The 18,722-nt window shown below is 46.7% G+C and carries 12 protein-coding genes; 8 read left to right on the top strand and 4 right to left on the bottom strand.

What is annotated here, in order from left to right; translation table 11 throughout:
• The first annotated feature begins 18 nt into the window (after positions 1–18).
• From HNQ56_RS05820 to HNQ56_RS05805, 4 genes are read left to right on the top strand one after another with little or no spacing between them, the layout of a single operon-like run.
• Entirely contained in the window at positions 19–1,617 is a 1,599-nt protein-coding gene (locus tag HNQ56_RS05820) for a glycoside hydrolase family 5 protein (protein ID WP_429143711.1), read from the top strand.
• Between the two features lie 37 nt (positions 1,618–1,654).
• Positions 1,655–2,794: a glycerate kinase family protein gene (locus tag HNQ56_RS05815; protein WP_429143709.1), complete on the top strand. Its 1,140-nt coding sequence runs from the start codon at positions 1,655–1,657 to the stop codon at positions 2,792–2,794.
• A 52-nt stretch (positions 2,795–2,846) separates the two neighbouring features.
• Positions 2,847–4,691: an ABC transporter ATP-binding protein gene (locus tag HNQ56_RS05810; protein ID WP_429143707.1), complete on the top strand. Its 1,845-nt coding sequence runs from the start codon at positions 2,847–2,849 to the stop codon at positions 4,689–4,691.
• A complete protein-coding gene (locus HNQ56_RS05805; protein WP_429143705.1) occupies positions 4,684–6,615 on the top strand; it encodes an ABC transporter ATP-binding protein in 1,932 nt (643 codons plus the stop codon). The genes HNQ56_RS05810 and HNQ56_RS05805 overlap by 8 nt, the downstream gene beginning before the upstream one ends.
• 35 nt (positions 6,616–6,650) lie before the next feature.
• Here HNQ56_RS05805 and HNQ56_RS05800 read toward each other — a convergent pair whose 3' ends face one another.
• Both HNQ56_RS05800 and HNQ56_RS05795 read right to left on the bottom strand, forming a co-directional pair.
• Positions 6,651–7,205: a hypothetical protein gene (locus HNQ56_RS05800; RefSeq protein ID WP_429143703.1), complete on the bottom strand. Its 555-nt coding sequence runs from the start codon at positions 7,203–7,205 to the stop codon at positions 6,651–6,653.
• A 99-nt stretch (positions 7,206–7,304) separates the two neighbouring features.
• Positions 7,305–8,153: an AraC family transcriptional regulator gene (locus HNQ56_RS05795; protein ID WP_429143702.1), complete on the bottom strand. Its 849-nt coding sequence runs from the start codon at positions 8,151–8,153 to the stop codon at positions 7,305–7,307.
• Between the two features lie 360 nt (positions 8,154–8,513).
• Here HNQ56_RS05795 and HNQ56_RS05790 point away from each other — a divergent pair, with 360 nt between their 5' ends.
• Both HNQ56_RS05790 and HNQ56_RS05785 read left to right on the top strand, forming a co-directional pair.
• Entirely contained in the window at positions 8,514–11,879 is a 3,366-nt protein-coding gene (locus HNQ56_RS05790; protein WP_429143700.1) for a DUF5107 domain-containing protein, read from the top strand.
• A gap of 134 nt (positions 11,880–12,013) precedes the next feature.
• Positions 12,014–14,953, top strand: a complete 2,940-nt coding sequence (locus HNQ56_RS05785) for a glycoside hydrolase family 2 protein (protein ID WP_429143698.1) — start codon at positions 12,014–12,016, stop codon at positions 14,951–14,953.
• Between the two features lie 102 nt (positions 14,954–15,055).
• On the opposite strand, the gene HNQ56_RS05780 is transcribed toward HNQ56_RS05785, so the two are convergent.
• Entirely contained in the window at positions 15,056–15,607 is a 552-nt protein-coding gene (locus tag HNQ56_RS05780) for a DUF1697 domain-containing protein (protein WP_429143696.1), read from the bottom strand.
• A gap of 73 nt (positions 15,608–15,680) precedes the next feature.
• The gene (locus tag HNQ56_RS05775) at positions 15,681–16,316 is read right to left on the bottom strand and encodes a DJ-1/PfpI family protein (protein ID WP_429143694.1); all 636 of its coding nucleotides are present in this window, start codon (positions 16,314–16,316) and stop codon (positions 15,681–15,683) included.
• Between the two features lie 147 nt (positions 16,317–16,463).
• Here HNQ56_RS05775 and HNQ56_RS05770 point away from each other — a divergent pair, with 147 nt between their 5' ends.
• Positions 16,464–16,937: a bacteriohemerythrin gene (locus HNQ56_RS05770; protein ID WP_429143693.1), complete on the top strand. Its 474-nt coding sequence runs from the start codon at positions 16,464–16,466 to the stop codon at positions 16,935–16,937.
• A gap of 218 nt (positions 16,938–17,155) precedes the next feature.
• A complete protein-coding gene (locus HNQ56_RS05765) occupies positions 17,156–18,475 on the top strand; it encodes an aspartate kinase (RefSeq protein ID WP_429143691.1) in 1,320 nt (439 codons plus the stop codon).
• The last annotated feature ends 247 nt before the right edge of the window (positions 18,476–18,722 follow it).

Here is an 18,722-nt window from a genome sequence, read left to right as displayed (position 1 = left end):
GGAAAGGGGGACATAAGAATGATTAAGGGATTTTTACAGGCAAAAGGGAAAAGGATATACAACGGAGCGGGAGAGGAAGTGCTCTTAAAAGGCTGGGGACTTGGTAATTGGATGTTGCAGGAAGGCTATATGTGGAAGGCGCACAGCAGCCGCTTTGACAGGCCCCGGCGCATCGAACAGGTTGTGGAGGAGCTGACAGGCAAGGCCTATGCGGATGCCTTCTGGAGGAAATTCCGTGAAAATTATATAACCAGGGCAGATATTCTTAAGCTGGCCCAGCTGGGCTATAATTCTGTCCGGATTCCCTTTATGTACCGGCTTTTTATGGAGGACGGACCCGGGGTTCATTTTAAAGAGGAAGGCTTTCGCTTGCTGGACAATTGTCTCTCCTGGTGCGAAGAAGCAGGAATCTATGCTTTTCTGGATCTGCACGGCGCTCCCGGCGGTCAGACCGGTGCTAATATTGATGACTGCATCGATGATGTGCCGCGTCTGTTTATTGATGAAGACAGCTGGAACAAAACGATTGAGCTGTGGAAAAGGCTGGCGGAGCGTTATAAGGACAGGGAAGCGGTGGGAGGATATGACTTGTTAAATGAGCCGATCCTGCCTCCCAATGGGGGCCATGGTGATTTTGATTATCTGATCCCAAAGCTGGTGCTGTTCTATGAGACTGCCATTGCCGAGATCCGCAGGATGGACCGGAAGCATCTGTTCAGTATCGAAGGGGCTCACTGGGCCACGGATATCGGTATTTTTACAAAGAGATTTGATGACAATATGGTTCTGCATTTCCACCGTTATGCGGAGATACCGGATATCGCCTGCCTGCAGAAATTCCTTGATAAATCCGGGGATCTGGGGATTCCCCTCTGGCTGGGTGAATCAGGGGAAAATATCAATGAATGGTATACGGCAATCTATCCTCTGGTCGAATCGTTAGGGATCGGCTATAATCTCTGGCCCTGGAAGAAGATGGATTGTACCAATTCTCCTTACTCCATCAACCGGCCGGCAGAATATCAGAAAATTCTGGATTATATCGGAGGCGGTGCCCATCCCGGATTTGAGAAGGCACAGCAGATTTTTGATGAATATCTGGAGAACTGTAAGCTGGAGAATTGCAGGGAGCATCCGGAGGTAACCAATTATGTGATGCGCCGGGCGCCCTTCACCATGCGTGCCACGGATTTTGACCAATGCCCCGGAAAGGGGATCGCCTTCAGCGGCTGCGGAGAAGAGGACAGGGATCTGGCATACCGGGCGGGCTGCGGCATGAAGCTGGTGGAGCTGGAGGCTCCGGGAAAGAAGCGGAGCGTCTTCGACTCCCAATGGGACCGTTACGGGCTGGTTCTGGGGACAGGGGAATTTGCCTGCTATACGGCTGATCCGGGACACGCGATGGAGCTGCACTTAAAGCTGGCGCCGGGCTATCCGGGAGGAACCCTGGAAATCGGCAGGACAGATGACACCAGCTCTGTTCCAGTGAGGACAGGAGAGGGGGAAGGAATAATCAAGGCACAGCTGTCAGCAGGACAAGGTGCCGTGAGAATCAAGGTTTCAGAAGGTATGGTATGTCTGGAGCGTCTGGAATTCCTGCCTGCTTTGGAAATATAGGATATATGCCGGATGTGAGCAAAAAGGAGAGACTTCGTTGAATATTTTAATAGTGTCAGATTCATTTAAGGGCAGCCTTAGCTCCAGGCAGGTTGCCGAACGGATCAGCCAGGGAATTCGCAAAGTAAGTACCGGCGCGAAAATCAGGAGTATCCCTGTGGCGGACGGCGGGGAAGGTACCGTTGAGGCGGTTATTGAGTGTCTAGGGGGAAGCTACGGGTACTGTGACGTGGTTGGCCCGATGGGAGATAAGGTGAAGGCGAGGTATGGTATTCTGGAGGATGGGGCCGCAATCATTGAAATGGCCGAGGCATCCGGTATAACCCTGGTTCCCAGACAGCAGCAGAATGTATTACGCGCAACCACCTACGGAACCGGCCAGCTGATTAAGGATGTGTTAGATAAGGGCTGCAGGAATATTTATATCGGTATCGGCGGCTCTGCTACCAATGACGGAGGAGTGGGAATGGCGCAGGCACTGGGCGCGCATTTTCTGGACAGCAACGGCAAAGAGGTCGGATACGGCGGAGGTCAGCTGGCATCCATAGCAGAGATTAATCTGGATCATATGGACAGCAGGCTGAAGGAGGCCCGCATTACCGTCCTGTCCGACGTCACCAATCCATTGTGCGGACCAACGGGAGCGGCGGCTGTATACGGGCCGCAGAAGGGAGCCTCCCCGGAACAGGTCAGGCTTCTGGACAGCGGCCTTCAAAGCCTGGCTCAGGTAATAAAAGAAACACTGGACATCGAAGTAAAGGATATCAAAGGAGCGGGAGCAGCCGGAGGGCTTGGAATGGGCTTATTGGTTTTTACCGGTGCAAAGCTTCAAATAGGAATCAACACTATTCTGGAACTGGCTGATTTTGAAAAGAAATTAGAATGGGCGGATTTGGTGATTACAGGAGAAGGGCGCATTGATGAACAATCCCTGAATGGAAAAGTTCCGATTGGTATTTCAAATTATGCATCAAAGTACGGGGTGCCGGTTATTGCCATTGTAGGCAGCATCGGCCGGGGGGCGCATGAGGTGTTTCATCACAATATTGCAGCCATGGAAAGCTGTGTCGCGGCTCCCTGCACTCTGGAGCAGGCCATGGAGAATTCGGAGCAGAATCTGATTTTGGCGGCTGAAAGAATCATGAGATCGATTCTGCTGGGAATAAAGCTGCGGTAGGATAATAAGCAGCAAAACCCAGGCATGCAGTATGAGGTATCCGTATTTTAGCATGGAAAGACTACAGGAAAAACGGAGGAACGATGAGATGAAGCGGATACTGACCGCATATAAAGATTTGCTTGGCATAATCTTTGCCGAGGCTCCCGTAATGGTGGTGCTGACCTTTCTCTGTGCGGTCATTGGCGGGTTATTGGGACCCTTCCTGATTTATGTCAACCAGAATGTTTTTGACGGCGGGCTGGCAGTAGCCAGAGGTGATATGGCCTTTTCGGATTACTTTGTTTATCTTGCTTTATATGTGGCAGCTGCGCTTTTGCCCTCTATTATCAGCGGGCTGGTTTATAACTATGTTGAGCCTCGTTCCCTGTTGATTCTGAGGACGGCATACAAGGCGCGCATGCTGATGAAGCTGAAGACGATGAAATACGAGCATTTTGAGAGGGAAGAGTCGGCGGAAATTATAGACAAGGCATATAACAGGGCCGAGAATGCGGCAAGGCATCTATGGCCCATGTATGTAAACTATTGGCTGAGCTCTGTAATTGCCAGCATCGGTTCTCTGGCGTATATTTTCAGCATCCGGTGGTGGCTCCTTCTCACGGTTTTGCTTCCGTTTATACTGGAAACTTACATATCCTCCAGGGTGAATTATAATATATACACAGAGCTTGAGACCTACTGGAAAAAGGAACGCAAATACAGCACCCTTGGCGGATATCTGAGATCAAGGGATTTTTCAAAGGAGCTGAAGGCCTTTGGCAATTCGGACTATCTGATTGATACCTATAAAAGCCGGCTCAACGAAAGAAACCGTGACTATGAGCGGTATTATTTCAAGAATCTTCGAAAGATGATATTTGGCGGCAATCTCACGAAAATTGCCTCTATTGTTAATGTGCTTCTGCTCCTTATTCTGTTTGTAAAGGGGCAGATGTCGGTTGGTCTGTTCATAGCCGTGACAAGCTTAATGTTTGGCGGTATCTACAGCAGCCTCGGCGGAAGTGCCTTTATCTTCAAATGGGCGCCCTTCCACATTAATACCTATGATTATTATGATAAGTTCTTCCGGCTTTCCAACGAATCGGAAGGGATTGAAACGGATATGCCGGAGGCCTTTGACATAGAATTTAAGGATGTCTGGTTCCGGTATCCCGGTACGGAAAAGGATATTTTGAAGGGGTTGACCTTCAAGATAAGAAACGGAGAAAAGGCATCCATTGTAGGGGAAAACGGCGAGGGTAAATCAACCATGATTAAGCTGCTGCTGGGGCTGTTCTCACCCGACAGGGGTGAGATACTGGTGGGAGGCAGGAAATTGGAGGATTACCCCCTGAGTGTCAGGACAAAGATCTTCGGCCCTGTATTCCAGGACTTTCCCAGGTACAGCATTACCCTGGGAGAAAATATCGGTATCGGGAATATTGACGAGATTGAAAATAATGATAAAATTGCGGCGGCAGCGAGGAAGGGCAAGGCCGATGAATTTGCCGAAAAGCTGGACAAAGGCTATGACACGCTCCTGGGAAGGGATTTTGAGGGCGGTGTGGATATATCCGGCGGCCAATGGCAAAGGATCGCGATTTCAAGAGCGTTCATGGGCGGCAAGCCGATTCTCCTGCTGGATGAGCCGACCTCACAGCTTGACCCCATGGCGGAAGCCGGCTTATATAATGAATTCGCTGATATGGTTGAAAACAAAACGGCGGTATTCATTACCCACAGGCTGGGATCTACCATGATAACAGACCGGATTTTCGTGATCAGCGACGGTAAGATCAAGGAAGCCGGCACCCATGAAGAATTGATGCAAACGGAGGGCATTTACGCAAGGATGTTCAGCGCGCAGAAGCAATGGTACAAGCAGAGCGGAGAGGAGGTCGCTGCAAATGTCTGAGAAAGCGAAGGCGGGCAGGAAGAAGGCGAAGACAGATCAGGCCGGAGCAGAAAAAGAGCCGGTGTATGAGATTAAATTCAACGACAATACCGCAATTTTTGAAAAAGATATCCTGAAAGAAAATCCGCCGAAATTATCGTATCTGATACGGCTTTTTCGCTATGTTTTCTCGTCGGCTAAAATGATGTGCGGCATCTTTTTAGGTCTGGCGGTTATATTGAGTATATTGCAGCCGGCAGCAGCGTTTATTTGGGGAAGATACATAGACAGCTCCTATCGTTATGCCGACGGCACGAAGCAGCAGACGGTTCAGCTGATTTCTCTTTTCGGACTTGCTGCATTATACTGGATAATAGGGTTTGTAAATAATCTGATACAGCGTTACCTCTATGGGGGTGAAGATATCGAGCGGTTAAGCAAGGTGCAGGATCACCGTTTACAGGAGAGGTTTCAAGCCCGGCTGTTTACTAAGATATCGAAGCTGTACCCGGATTATATGGAAGTGCCGAAGATAAATGATATCATAAACCGCAGCTTTCATTCTATGGGCGGAGAGTGGAGCTCCCTTCAGAGGGGCGTGATGATCGAGGGCTATGTCATAATTGCCAAGGCAGTATCCGTCGTTATGGTTGCCGCATCCCTTTATCTTTTTCATCCGCTCCTGTGCCTGATCGTGCTGGCGGCTCCCCTTCCCACTCTTTATACCACCTATATCGGCAACAAGCTGAATTTCAAATTCTCACGGGATAACGGAAAGGTATTGCGGGAAGCGGGATATTATCAGGGGATTTTGCTGGGAGGCTCTGCGAAAGAGGTTAAGGCATTGAATCTCTTTGACTTTTTCTTTGCAAAATGGAAGGTCCTGGCGGATGATTACCTTGTCAAAGAGAAGAAAAACCAAATGAATGTGTTTGTACTTGGAGCGGTGAGCGGAGTTATTTCCAATATTGCAAGCATTGCCGCCAATGTTTTTGCGATTGTGTTAATGACCCAGGGCAGGCTGTCAATCGGCGCTCTCGGTGCTGTGCTGGCGTTAATCGGCACGCTTATGGACAGCACCTCCCAATTATTCGGATCAATTGCCAACTTTATCTCGAAGAAGAATGAATCAGCGCAATTTTTTGAATTGATTGACCTGAACGAGCAAATTTCAAAGAATACAGACAGCGCCAATACTCCCATCGATATCGAGAAATTAGAGGCCAGGAACATAACATACCGTTATCCTCTGACGGACGAATACAGATTAAGAAATGTAAGCTTTACAATAAATAAAGGGGAGAAGGTCGCCTTTGTAGGTGAAAACGGCGCGGGTAAGACGACCTTTATTAAATTGCTGACGGGAATGCTGGAACCGGCAGAGGGGGAGCTCTATATCAATGGCGGCAGCGTAAGGGCCATGGATTTCTCCGGCAGATATCATTCTTCCTCCTGTGTATTCCAGGAGCCGGCCAGGTTTAACACCTTTACGGTTGCGGACAATGTATTCTTAGGTGATGTGGAGCGGGAACGGGAGGAAAGCCAGATTGATACGGCCCTGGAATTCTCCGGATTTGAGGGGGCGGATAAAGAGGCCATGCTGGGGAAGGACATCGGGGGCACGGAATTATCCGGCGGTCAGTGGCAAAAGATTGCCATTGCACGGGCGTATTATCGCAACCGTGATTTTATTGTGCTTGACGAACCCACCAGCAATCTGGACCCCCTTGCCGAAGCCGAGGTATTTAAAAGGTATATAGCGATGACAAAGGGTAAGACCGTTATTATGGTCACCCATCGGATCAGCGTAGCTTCCCTTGCGGACAGGGTTGTTGTATTCAAGGGCGGTGAGATTGTCGAGGATGGCTCCCACGCTGAGCTGCTCTCCAGGAACGGTGAATATGCAAGGCTATATTCCACACAGGCACAATGGTATGACAGGTAAGAGATGGAAGGGGTTTTTTACGGTGAAGAGGCATCCTATGTTGATTTCGTTCCATGAAAAATTATTTTGTATGGATTATCTGTTATGACAGACTTGCTTGAAAAAAGATCATCCATTATATCAGCAAAGGTTAAGGTATCATCATTTGAAAAAACTACAGTATATGCGGTTTTATTATTAACAACCTTGCTATCCTCCAGTATAAGTAAATATTTATATCCTTTTACGGATAAATCACCTGTTGCTGACCTAAATGCATAATAAAGTCCGTCATGATAAAACAGATCAGTATATTCACTTGTGCCATCCTCTAATAATATTACCATCCGCAGCTGCGTGTCGTTCCCTTTGGAGGCTTCATCAAGGAAAGTCTCCCAATACTTTGTTCCTTTGAAATCATCGGTATTCTTAACGTAACAACCATCAGCAATAGCTTCCTTAGCACGGGTATAATCTTTTATTTTATCAAAACCAGTATAGTTTCCTTGATTATCAATATTAAAATCAATAACGCTTTTATTCTTGTTATCACAACCAACAATGGTGAAGCAAGAAACTACCATAAAAAATACAATTAATTTTTTGTTCATTTCAATACTCCTTAATGTAATTTTTTGTTATAATTATAAGGCAGCACTAAATACTTCCATAAGCACTCCTAAATCGAAGGAGTAAGAAGCATATGGTTTTCATGTTCCCGCCAGTGTCCGGTATTCAGCGGGGGTGGCTCCCTGGTGCTTTTTAAAAGCATTGCAGAAAACGCTCTCACTGGAGAAGCCGGTGTTGAAACAAATGTCCTTGATGGAGAGCCGGGAGTTTTTCAACAGATATTTAGCTGTGTTCATACGGGTATTTACAAGATATTCATAGGGAGTGAGTCCGGTCTCCCTTTTAAAGGTGCGGATAAAATGATACGGACTTAGCCCGGCCTGGCCAGCCAGTTGTTCAATCGAAAGCTTTTCTGCAAAATGCTCGTTTATATAGGAGATGGTTCTCTCAGCCATCCCTGTATAATCGGGCGAATTTATTTTATAGGGTGTGTACAGGAGGAAAGAAGTCATAATATCGGTCAGATATTTTGAGATCAACGGCTCCTTAATTGCATCGCCGCTTTGAAATATATTGTAAATAGCGGTCAGCATAGTAACCGCCGGGTAGGGGTCAATCATAGAAAATACATTCCCCAGCCGGGCAACGACACTGGAATAATGTGCTTTTGCAGTCAGCCCGTCAAAATGGCACCAGATGCATTCGCAGCTATTCAGGCAGCAGTAAGAATGGGGCTTATAGCAATCGATAAATACGAAATATCCCGCAGGCACTTCTTCCGTACGTCCTTCATAGCTCAGAGTGAGGGAGCCGCTTTGAATATACATCAGCAGAAAACTGTCATAGGAATCACGGTGCAGGGAATACCCCTGCTGATAAATAAAATGACCGGTATAAAGGGGATAAAAAAACATATTCTGCGCTGTAATGCTAGGTGAATAGACATAGTAGTCAGAATCTGCGTGGATAAAATCTTCATAGGGTTTCATGGCTGGCCTCCCTTATAGCTTCTTGTATGGATCGATAATTGTTCTATATAACAGACAGATAGTATTCTTCAATTCTAAGACATAAAAACTTCAATTACAATAGCAATAAATCTAAAATTTATTATTTTATCTATTCATAAAGCCAATTACCTGCATCTCCTGGATGTGTTGAAAATTCTCCATAATATTTAAATATATCGTCAGCTTAAATCGAAAATAATGCGAAGAGATATCCATAATCAAAAAAATAAAACAGGAAATATCAATAGCAGTTTTTATCAATAAAAAGGCAATATAATTTAATGATTAAAGCGAAGAGAAAGAATATAATAGGTTCAAACAGACAGGAGGGATAAAGTGATGAATCAGATACAAAGAAACGAAGTGAAGATCTGGGAAGAACGGGTAATCATTCCGACTTACGAGGTCGGGGAGCCGGACAAGAATCCCATGTTCCTGGAGAAAAGAGTCTATCAGGGAAGCAGCGGTAAGGTATACCCTTATCCGACGACGGAGAAAATCAGCCAGGTTAAAACCGATAAGGAATACAAGGCGGTTTATCTGGAGAACGAGTATATCCGGGTTATGATCCTGCCGGAGCTGGGCGGGCGGATTCAGCGGGCCTATGACAAGACAAATGATTATGATTTCGTATATTATAACCGGGTAATCAAGCCGGCTCTGGTAGGGCTGACCGGGCCCTGGATATCCGGGGGAATTGAATTCAACTGGCCCCAGCACCACAGGCCCACTACCTTTATGCCGGTGGATTATATTATCCGGGAGAATCCGGACGGAAGCAAGACTCTGCTGGTCAATGATGTGGACCAGATGTATGGAACCAAGGGAATCGCAGGCTTCACCCTGTATCCCGGCAAAGCCTATATCGAGATCCGGGGACAGCTCTATAACCGTACCTCCATGCCCCAGACCTTTCTCTGGTGGGCGAATCCGGCGGTAACGGTAAATGACCACACCCAGTCCATCTTTCCTCCGGACGTACATTCCGTTATGGATCATGGAAAAAGGGATGTATCCCGTTTTCCCATTGCCAACGGTGTATATTATAAGCATGATTACAGCGAGGGCGTGGATATCTCCAGATACAGGAACATCCCGGTTCCCACTTCCTATATGGCGGAAAGCTCCGAGTTTGACTTTGTAGGAGGCTATGACTATCAGAAGGAAGCCGGACTTCTCCATGTGGCAGATCACCATATCTCTCCGGGAAAGAAGCAGTGGACCTGGGGCTGCGGCGAATTTGGCCGGGCATGGGACCGCAACCTGACGGATGAGGACGGCCCGTATATTGAGCTGATGACAGGGGTATATACGGAAAACCAGCCGGATTTCTCCTGGCTGAAGCCCTTTGAAGAAAAAACCTTCAAGCAGTATTTTATGCCCTACAAGAAAGCCGGAGCAGTCAAGAATGCCACAATTCATGCGGCTATGAACGTGGAGCTGGGGAAGGAAAGCCTTCGTATTATCGTCTATGGAACCGAACGCTATGAAAATGCCTCGGTAATTGTTAAAATAGAGGGAAAAGAAGTATACAGGGAAAACATATTGCTGTCCCCTGTGGATATCTATGAGAAGGAACTGCCGATTTGCGTCAGCAAGCCCGGCGATCTCTGCGTGTCCGTTTCCTGCAGGGAGAAGCTGTTGGTGGAATACTGCCCGCAGGAAGAGGATATCCCGGAATTGGCGCAGCCCGCCGAACCTGCCAGAGAGCCGGAGGAGATCAGGACCAATGAGGAGCTGCTTCTGACGGCACAGCATATAGAGCAGCACCGCCATGCCACCTGTCCGCCGGATCCGTATTATCTGGAAGGGTTAAAACGCGATAAAGGAGACAGCCGTATCAATAATGCATATGGAATGCTTCTGATGCGAAGGGGCCAATTTGCGGAAGCGGAGCAGTTCTTCCGTACCGCGGTCAAGCGTCTGACCTGGAGAAGCCCCAACCCCTACAGCAGCGAGCCGTATTATAATCTCGGACTGGCTCTGCTGTACCAGGATAAGAAAAAGGAGGCCTTCGACGCGTTCTATAAAGCCACCTGGAGCAGTGAACAGCAGGAAATGTCCTTCTATTATCTGGCGGCGATTGCGGCAGAGAGGGGGGAGGATGCCGAAGCGCTGGACTTTGCAGAGAAAGCTCTCATTAAGAACGCACATAATATAAAAGCGCGCGGCTTAAAGGCAGTGCTCCTTCGAAGACTGGGAGAGGAAGAGGCCTTCGCGAAGCAGCTGGAAGAGAATCTGGCGGTAGATCCCTTTGACTATGTATCCCGGTTTGAATTGGCAAAGCATAGCAGGGATTCCAAGGCTGCGCTGGAAAATATGAATCTTCTCATGAGGGATTTCCCTGAAAATTATCTGCAGGCGGCAAGGGATTATGTGGAAGCAGGATGTTACCGGGAGGCCGTTGCTGTTCTGGAGCAATGTACGAGGGAGTATCCCCTGCTGGCCTATTACAAGGGGTATTATCTGAAGCGGGCCGGATATGCCGGGGAAAGCAGGAAAGAGTACCAGATGGCGGAAACCTGGTCTCCGGCATACTGTTTCCCTAATAAAATAGAAGATATCGCCGTATTAAGGGATGCGATTGCTGAAAATCCCGCGGGTGCGAAGGCTTATTATTATCTTGGCAATCTATATTATGATAAATTACAGTTTGAGGAAGCCATAAGGCTCTGGGAGAAGTCCGCCGAACTGGACGCCGGCTATCCTACGGTGCACCGTAATCTGGCTCTTGCCTGTTATAACAAGCAGGGGAATGCTGCGAGGGCGAGGATGGAGCTGGAGAAGGCGTTTTCTCTGGATCAAAAGGATACCAGAGTGTTCCTGGAACTGGATCAGCTTTATAAGAAAATGGGAGTTCCCTTTACACAGAGGCTGGAAAACTATGAAAAGCATAAGGATATTATCAGCCAGCGCGACGATGTTATGTTGGAATACGTAACGCTCCACAATCTGGCCGGAATGCATCAGAAGGCATATGAAATCATTATGTCCCACAACTTCCGTCCATGGGAGGGTGCGGAAGGGCGAATCCCGGAACAATATAAAACAGCCCTTTTAGAAATGGCTAAGGAGCGGCTTCATGCCGCAGAGAATACTGTGGGCGGAGAGGGCGAATATTCTGACGCTCAGAGCCATTCCGGCAAAAGCACGGCTTCGCTGTATGAAGAAGCGCGGGAGCTGTTGGAGAAAGCACTGGTCTATCCCGAAAACTTAGGCGAAGGGAAGCTGGAAGGGACGAAGGACAATCATCTGTACTACTATCTGGGACTTGTGAAAAAGGCCCTGGGAAAAACAGAAGAAGCAAAAGAATGTTTCCGGTTAGCCGAACGGGGAGAGAATGAACCGGCAGGAGTAATGTATTATTATGATCAGCCGGCAGACATGATCTTATATAAGGGGCTGGCTAAGGAGGAGCTGGGCAAGATAAAAGAGGCCTATGCCTGCTTCTATAAGCTTCTGGATTACGGCGAACGGCATCTGAAAGAGGAAATAAAGAATGATTTCTTTGCAGTGTCCCTTCCGGACTTTTTGATCTTCGAAGAGGATATGACAATAAAAAACCAGGCACATTGCCATTATCTCATGGGACTCGGAAAGCTGGGACTTGGCAGGAAAGAGGAAGCGGCAAAGCATTTTGCCGAGGCAATTGAGCTGGATTATAATCATCAGAAGAGCCGAATTTATGAAAAGATGACCAAATAACACCCGCATTGCGGATATTCACAGTATGGTTTCGTATTGTGGATATAGATACCGGGAAAACAATAGGGAATGGCTGAAGCAGAAGCCATTCCCTTGGCGGAAGAAAAAATAAAATTATGGAATGGAGGGATAGAATGAAGCTGATAGACTTAAGCGGGCAATGGAGAACAGAGTTGGATGACGGGAAGAGTTATACTGCCATTCTGCCGGGAACCCTGGATGAGAACAGGATAGGGTACAAAGACAGGAATCCGAATCAGTGGAAGTCGGCGGAGGGAAATGCTGCAGACATGGAAAAAGCCTCGCCGGATGGGCCGGAGGTTATTACCACCAGACTTACCAGAGTATATTCATACGAAGGAGCTGCTGTTTTTTCCAGGGAGATTCTCGTGGAGGAAGAATGCCAGGAGGAGGGATGCCAGGGGGAATGCCGGGAGAAGAGATATAAGGAGAAACGATGTTTTCTTGAAGCGGAGCGTACCCGTGAGCTGACGCTCCGTCTGAATGGAAAGATAGTAGAGCCCTGTGTTCCCGGAACCGTATCCACTCCCTATATATTTGAGCTTACAGACTTTCTGACGGATAAGTCCGGCAGTTTATCCCTTGTTTGCGACAACTCCTATCCCTCCTGGCCCCGTGATGCAATTCTGTATTCTTCTGCGGCGACGGATGAAACCCAGACCAATTGGAACGGCATTCTGGGCTATCTTCGCCTGAGAATGGAAAAGGAGGTCTTCCTGTCCGATATCAGGGTCTATCCGAAGAGCGGGTACATCACGGTTGCAGTAGAGATGGATGCGGCAATGCCCTACGAGGGAAGTCTGAGCCTGAAAAGCGCGGCCTTAGAAAACGATGCAGAGCGGAGGGTATCCCTTGAGGCGGGAATACACAGCATTATTTTTGAAAACCTGCCTTTGAGGGAGGATTGTAAGCGTTGGGATGAATTTGAAGGCAGTTTGTATGAGCTGGCGGTATCTGCCCAGGGGCTGGATAGCAGAAAGGTATTCTTTGGAATTCGTGATTTCAGCGATAATGGAAAGGGCCGCCTGGCTTTGAACGGACGAAATATATTTTTACGAAGTGAAGCAAATTGCTGTGTTTTTCCGGAGGCGGGGCATATGCCTCTAACCGTGGAGGAATGGACGGAGGTTTTGAATACCTACAAATCCTATGGCGTCAACTGCCTCCGTTTTCATTCCCACTGTCCTCCGGATGCGGCATTTACAGCAGCGGACAGAATGGGAATGCTGATGCAGCCGGAGCTGTCCCACTGGAACCCCAGAACAGCCTTTGAGGATGAGAACAGCTGGAAATATTACCGGACAGAGCTGGTGCAGATCCTGCGATTTTATGCAAACCATCCTTCCTTTGTCATGCTGACCTTCGGAAATGAGCTGACGGCCGGGGAATTGGGCCACCGGCGCATGGAAGAGCTGCTTGCCCTGGCAAGAAACATGGATCCCACAAGGATGTATGCCAACGGTTCCAATAATCATTACGGAGCGGTGGGCGCAAAGGGAAGCAATGATTTTTATACCTCCTCCAATTTCTATGACAAAATGATCCGGGGCACCTCTAGTCCCATGATAGGGCATATCAATGAAGCCTATCCTAACACCGGAACAAACTATGATTCCGGGATGGAGGAAATCAGAAAGGAGTATGCGGGTCCGGTCTTCAGCTTTGAGGTAGGGCAGTATGAGGTTCTTCCTGATTTTGACGAGATTGAGGAATTTAACGGAGTAACACTGCCGGATAATCTGCGCTTTATCAGAAAGAGGGTGGAGGAACGGGGATTTCTTGCCGACTGGAAGAAGAGGGTAGAGGCCACCGGAGAGCTTGCTCTGCTGGCGTATCGGGAGGAGATTGAGGCAGCCATGCGTACCAGGGAGTTTTCCGGCATCTCCCTCCTGGGACTGCAGGACTTTCCGGGACAGGGAACGGCATTGGTGGGAATGCTGAATTCGCATCTGCGCCCGAAGCCCTTTGATTTTGCACAGCCGGAACGCTTTCGTCAGTTCTTTCGGCCGGTACTGCCGCTGATCCTGCTGGAAAGATATACCTACACCAATCAGGAAATGCTCTCTGCGGTGATAGAAATTGCAAATTACGGGAAGGAAACAATCCTTGCTCCTGCGATCTATGAGCTGAAGGACGGCGAAGAGCTGTTGGAGAGCGGAAGTCTCCCGGCTGTGACTATACCCTGCGGGGGAATTACAGTGATAGGAGGGATTACCCTATCCCTGAAGGATATTCTGTCTCCTAAAAAGCTTAACTTAGCAGTTGTGATTGATAGGCACAGGAATGAATATCCCATCTGGGTGTACCCGGAGGATCGGACCTGGATAAAGACGGGAGATGTCCCTGCCTGCGGCACACCAGACAGCCGCCAGATGAATGAACCGAATCATAGTCAAGGCAATGGAGCGGCAAATAATCAAGGCAATGGATCAGACAATAGGCAAGGCAATAGGACGGATAATAATCAAGGCGATGGATCAAATAACGGGCAAGGCAATGGACCGGATAAGAAGCAGGATATTGATTTTGGAGAAGTCATAGTTACAAGAAATTATTCTGATACATTAGAAGAACTAGCGAAAGGAAAGAGGGTATTCTACTCCCCGGCGGCGGAGGAAGAACATTTTCCTTCCTCTGTTCAGTCCCAATTTACCACGGACTTCTGGTCTGTGGGAACCTTTGCAAACCAAAGCGGGTGCATGGGATGTCTCATAGAGTCCTCCCATCCGGTATTTACCGGGTTTCCGACAGAAGGTCATTCCAATTGGCAATGGTGGCCCATGTCAAATGGGCGGGCTATGATCATTCCAGGGGAAATCCAGCCCATTGTTACAGTGATGGACTGCTATGCGCGTCTTCGCCGGATGGCTTTCTTATTGGAATGTAATGCAGGAAAGGGAAAACTGATGATCAGCAGTATGGGTCTGCTGGAAAAACAGGAATATCCTGAAGTGCGGGCTCTGACAAAGAGCATTATCCGCTATATGAATTCACAGGAATTTGTGCCCGGGCAGGAATTGTCCCTGGAGATGTTGGGGAAATTGATCCGCTGACGAATTGTCCAATGCTTCAAAAAAAACAGGAATATATCCGTATAGAAAAATGCGGGTTTACGATGTGTAATACACCGTAGACCCGCATAAACGATGCCGTGATTAACTAATATATCCTTCCAAAAGCTGTAATAGCTTTTTTGCAGTATTTGCATTTCTTATGGTAACACTGTTATATGCGGACTTGCCCACAATTTTTGCCCATCTTGTTTTGGAGAATGTTTCAACTGGCGCAGACCAGAAAATCACCTGTCCATAATAACTAACTTGTTCATACTCCGGTTTAGCGATGCCAACCTGTTCTATTACCTCTGATGCTGTAGCAGGGGGGATCACAAAAATTGCATTATGTTTTGACTCAATATCCTGATCCCACCAAACTGGTGCATTGCACAGAGCAGCAGCCAGGTCCCCAGCGGATATAATCGTAACGACTATATTTAATTTAAATTTATCTGCTATTGCAGCTTCGCATTTTTGTCTAATCTCTTCCTCGTTATCATTACAACTGGAAAAGATAACATTTCCGCTATTGATGTAGGTAACAACATCCTGATATCCATTATCTTCAAAAAGTGCTTTTAACTCTGGCATGGGTATTTTGTTTTTGCCGCCAACATTGATACCGCGTAATAATGCAATATATTTTTGCATACGTGTGTCCTCTCCTAACCAGGTAATTGTTTACTTCGTCATCGATTCTAACCGAAATAATTTGCGATCCATATTATTTTTGATATTCCTTTAATTCTTCTAAAAATTCTTGATAATCATTATCTTCCCAATAAAATGTTAATTCATCTTCTGTGTATTCTTTTGTAACGGGGAGCATGAATGCTTCACCTACCTCTAGTCCTAATTCATTTAAAACAAGTTTTGCAAATTCTCTAAAAGCAAAACCAATTGATGTAATAATATTCTTGTCTTTTACTACAGGCTGATGAATAAAATTTTCCTTTTTTATGAATGAGAATAAATCAACCATTTGCATAAAGATACCAGCCGTAAACTTTACTTCACTTAATAAACCTGCTTTCGCTAACAAAAGCGGAGAACATGATATGGATGCGATTAAAATCTCTCTGTTTTTCAATTCAGAAAGAAAATGAATAAGCCTGTTATCATATAAAGCAGGTAAAGGATTAATAATTCCAGGTAATATTACACAGCTGTAATCATCTAAACTTACATCATTAAAAGTTTTTGTAGGTGTGACTTGAAATCCTTCTTCACTTTCAAAAATATTTAGCTCACTGCCCAAATAATCTATATCTTTGCTAAACCATATCTTTAAGCAAGAGGTTAGCGTAGTAATTTCTTGCAACGAAAAGTATGGGTAAATAATAACTGCCACCTTTTTCATATTCAAATTCTCCCTTCATGTTCCGTTTGTAACTTTGATTACTGGACAAGCATAGCACAAATCCCGTTTGCCGTCATCTGCCAATCAATAAAAAATAAAAGTAATGGACTGCCATAGAAAGTTTATGCTATAATTACATTAATTCCAGTGCGAATTTTTACCGGTAAAAGAGTGCCGGTAAAGGCGTTGGAGGTTCGGAAGAAGGGAGCGGTTGAAGTGTTCGAGTGGAAAGCGGAATTTTCCGTGATGCACGACGGAATGGACGAACAGCATAAGGTGCTGATTGGGATGCTGAATGATATTGAAGAAATGATAAAAAGGGAGAAGTTCGGCTATATCAATCTGGTTGACATTGTGGAGAGGCTGGAGAGCTATGTGCGCATTCATTTCGATTATGAGGAAGAGCTGATGCTTCGGCATTCGTACCCCCTCATTATGGAGCATACGAAGGAGCATAATATATTTCGGGACAAATTACAGAATACCTATGTGCTGGATATTGAACAGCCAAAAGATTTTTATTATGAGATGTGGGACTATTTGACAAAATGGCTCGCTAACCATATTATGAAGGTGGACAGACAGCTGGGGGACTTTTTGATAGAATGTGAAGCAGAATAGTGTCCGGTATGGGTGATATTTATTAATAATTATAAGAAATTAAGAGAAGCGCTGTTTCAATGGGACGGAACCTGTGTGTGAGTATTCATCACAGCCTGCAATTCCGTTCTATTGAATCAACGCTTCCTTTAGAAAAAAACATTGATAAATTTAGATAGGACATGTATAATAAGATAAATATTTTAGCATAAAAATGCAGAAAAGAGTGAGGACAGTAAATGAGTGGTACGAAGGTAGTCAAATTCGGCGGCAGTTCCCTTGCTGATGCGAATCAATTTAAAAAGGTGGCGGATATCATCCGTGCGGACAAGGACAGGCGTTTTGTTGTAGCCTCTGCTCCCGGCAAGCGCCATAATAAGGATACTAAGATTACAGATATGCTGTATCAGTGCTACGACAAGGCGTCCAGAGGGGATGATTTTGAAGCGGAGTTTGCAGCCATAGAGGAGCGTTATAATTCGATTATCCGGGAGCTGGCACTGGATATCTCCCTGGACGAGGAATTCAAGTTCATCAAGGCAGCCTTTGCACACAGTGCGGGCCGCGATTATGCTGCCAGCCGGGGGGAATATCTGAATAGCATCCTATTGGCCAAGTATCTGGACTTTCCTTTTCTGGATACGGTGGGGCTTCTCTATTTTAATGAAAGCGGCGAATTTGATTTGGAAAGAACCATTTCTACCCTTGGACCCAGGCTGGCGCAGATGGAGCATGCGGTGATACCCGGTTTCTATGGCTCCATGCCTAATGATACGGTCAAGACCTTCTCCCGTGGCGGTTCCGATGTGACCGGTTCCATCGTGGCAAGAGCGGCAAATGCGGAGCTTTACGAGAACTGGACGGATGTCAGCGGCTTTTTGATCTGCGATCCGAGAATCGTGAACAATCCCAAGCCCATTACAACCATTACCTACAGGGAATTGCGGGAGCTCTCCTACATGGGTGCCACGGTGCTTCATGAGGATGCCATCTTCCCGGTCCGCACTGTGGGGATTCCCATCAATATCAAGAACACCAATCACCCCGAGGATCCAGGTACCATGATTGTGGCACAGACGGTGGAAGCAAGTCCCTATGTCATCACCGGTATCGCGGGAAAGAGAGGCTTCTCCGTCATCAATATCGAGAAGGACATGATGAATTCCGAAGTAGGGTTTGGAAGAAATGTTCTCCGGGCCTTGGAGAAGAACAATCTTTGCTTCGAGCACATGCCCTCAGGCATCGACACCCTCAGTGTAATTGTAAATACAGAGGCGTTTTGCGGCAAGGAGAAGGCGATCCTGGACGAGATCACCTTCCGGACGCATCCCGACCATATGGAAATTGAAGATTCCCTGGCCCTGGTGGCCGTGGTGGGCCGCGGCATGAGAAAGGCCAGAGGTACGGCGGCCAAGATATTCACCGCCCTTGCCCAGGAGAAGATCAACATTAAAATGATCGACCAAGGCTCCTCAGAGCTGAACATTGTCATTGGCGTAGATGAAGAGGACTTCGAGGAAGCAATGAGAGCCATTTACAATATTTTTGTTATAGACTAATTCAGCCGAATGTATATTGAGGTCGCTGCAACAATTTTTTGGGTTGATTATCTAGTCTAATTATGGTATGATATTGACAGAAATAATCAATTGAATTATCGTGAGGGAGTAGTTCGCGCAATCTTTGCGTGGCTAAGTCAACAAACATGGCGGCAACGTCTGGCTTATCCGGAAAGGACAAGACTCATGTATTTCTTTATTCTTATGGAATAAGACATACATGAGTTTTTTCATAGAATTATGGTAA

The organism is Anaerotaenia torta (assembly GCF_050433395.1).
GTDB classification, from domain to species: domain Bacteria; phylum Bacillota; class Clostridia; order Lachnospirales; family Lachnospiraceae; genus Mobilitalea; species Mobilitalea torta.
The sequence above is the reverse complement of the archived record's forward strand: the minus strand, read 5'-3'. Positions and strand labels throughout refer to the sequence as shown.